The 2,184-nt window shown below is 42.9% G+C and carries 2 protein-coding genes; both read right to left on the reverse strand.

The features are described 5' to 3' along the window. Window positions 1-78 precede the first annotated feature (78 nt). Window positions 79-966 (reverse strand): hypothetical protein, encoded by an 888-nt coding sequence (locus tag QUA54_RS34060; protein ID WP_333419428.1) that lies wholly within the window; start codon window positions 964-966, stop codon window positions 79-81. A 210-nt stretch (window positions 967-1,176) separates the two neighbouring features. Further along, on the reverse strand, window positions 1,177-2,184 hold a 1,008-nt coding region (locus tag QUA54_RS34065; protein ID WP_333419430.1), incomplete at its 5' end, for an FHA domain-containing protein.

Here is a 2,184-nt window from a genome sequence, read left to right on the forward strand (position 1 = left end):
AGCTATAACCTGCAATCTGCTCCACTTAAGGCAAACCCTTGATTATAGCATAAAATTATTTTGCAAGAGGTCTATTTATTAAAGCATTTCCTTAACGAGATCGAGAACTGGCTTGATTCTCTCAATCAGGTCAGTTACCTCACCAACTTTATCTAGCACTTCTCCGACTTCTCCTTCCATCAAACCTTTCGAGGCTTCGCCAATTTCTCCCAGCCCGGAGATTGCTTGGTTTAAGTCTCCTGCAGATGTGGTTAGTTCGCTCACAGCTTCTTCAACAAACTTGCGGCTGATTGCTGCGATCGCTTCTCCCGACGCACCGTCTAGAACTTGCTCAACAGCTTCTATGCGACTGGTGCTTTCACTCACTAAATTTGTAAAACCATCAATGAGACATTGCAATTTCTCTCGAATGTGCTGCTCAAATGTATCAAATTCTGAGACAAGCGTAGTTTTGCGCTCGGTCAAGCTGCTTTTAACAGAATCGATTAATTCTTGAAATTCACTCAAACTCCCCTTCGCCGTTTCCAATTGTTCTCCAACCTCCTCACTTAATACTTGAACCTGCTGCACAAGCTGATCAAAACCAGCTTGTACCTGTTCTGCTTCTGATTGAAGTCCTGTCAATTTTGTTTGGACTTGCTCTCCAATGGTCACCAACTGTTCCTTGATTTGATTAGTGGCTTCTACAGTCTGCTCCTCTACCTTCCCAACCTTTTCCCTTAAGCTGCTGATGACTTCCAGAGATTCCTCTAGTTCCCCATCAATACTTTCGTCTAGTTCAGTAAGGGTGGCATTAATCGTCAGAACTTCTGCGTGAAATTCGCTAGCTAAGTCCAAAGCAGTAACCATCGTAGAGGTAGCTTGCCCAATCTCATTAATCTCACTAGAGGTGCAATTAGTTTCTTTAAAAAGGTGCTGAAATTCAACTGAATCCTCTTGGTTTATTGGCACATTTAAGTTAGGCATAGTGATACAGGTTATTCTCTCTCGATAAGTCTACTGCTGAGCGTTGAGCGTTTGGGTTCTTAGTTGCGCTGCTTCAGTCCATTCAAAAGTTAGTTGATTCATTGTGCTGATGACTACTGTGGTTGTCCGATTGTCTACCTAATTTTTAACTGGCGCCATAAAGTATTTTACTTGCAATACGGAATTCTTGGGCCTTCAATTATACTGACATCAACTATGTGAATCTCTAAAATACTGCTTGAGCAAACGATCAACGCCCCGTGATTCAATCATGGCACTTATCGGAAAAACCAAAACTATGGTCACGATAGAAACACTCATCAAACTACCAAGCACGGAGGTAGTTATTGACAATAATATCCACCAAGCACTGTTGGAAATATACTTCCGAAAGTAATGAAACCATTGCGCTAATCCAATTATTCCACCACCACAAAGATTAACACCTATATCTCGTAGTGGATCTGGAGAAGCAGTAGATGAAAAGCTTATATATTTGCTGGCTGCCATTAGAGAACCATAAAACACATACCCAAGTATAGTTGCAGGGATCCAATTACTAGCTTTAGGCATTTGTTTCCGTAGAACGACCCATTGAAGTGTTCCTACAACTAATCCATAGAAACCCCATGCTAAACTAGACGACCAACGCGATTGAACGAGCCTGTTCAATACGGTTTCATTAACAGTCCCTGTAGTAGCTACGGCAATAATAAATATCACTGTGAAGAATGCAATAAGACCGAGAATAGAGCCAGCAAGAGTTGCCCAAAACCACTTCCAAAAAATTTCAGGATTTTTGGAAGTCTGTCCGTCTACATGAGGAGAAGCAGGAGTGGAATTAGGAACAGGTGGATTATTCCCACCTGAAACATTGGTTGCAGACTCGTCAGCATTCATTTGGTAAGAACCAGACGACGATCGCCCTGCTTGCACGGTCGGCGCGACAGGTTGAGGTGAATAAGGCTGGGATGTCGAGAAAGAACCAGAGGGGACAGAACCAACAGGATATTGCCTCTGGGTAACAGAGGTAATTCGTAACTCCGCCTCTCCCAATCGCAACACACTTCCCTGATGCAATGCTGCTTCGCCCTGAGAGAGAGGTTGTCCATTAATATAGAGCGGATTTTTATCACGCAAATTACGCACCAAAAAGCGTTGCTGCGAATCAAACAAGATTTCTATATGCAGTGCAGATACCGTAGGGTTCGATAGCAC

Origin of the sequence: Microcoleus sp. MOSTC5 (genome assembly GCF_036701825.1) — a bacterium.
GTDB lineage: Bacteria > Cyanobacteriota > Cyanobacteriia > Cyanobacteriales > Microcoleaceae > Microcoleus > Microcoleus asticus.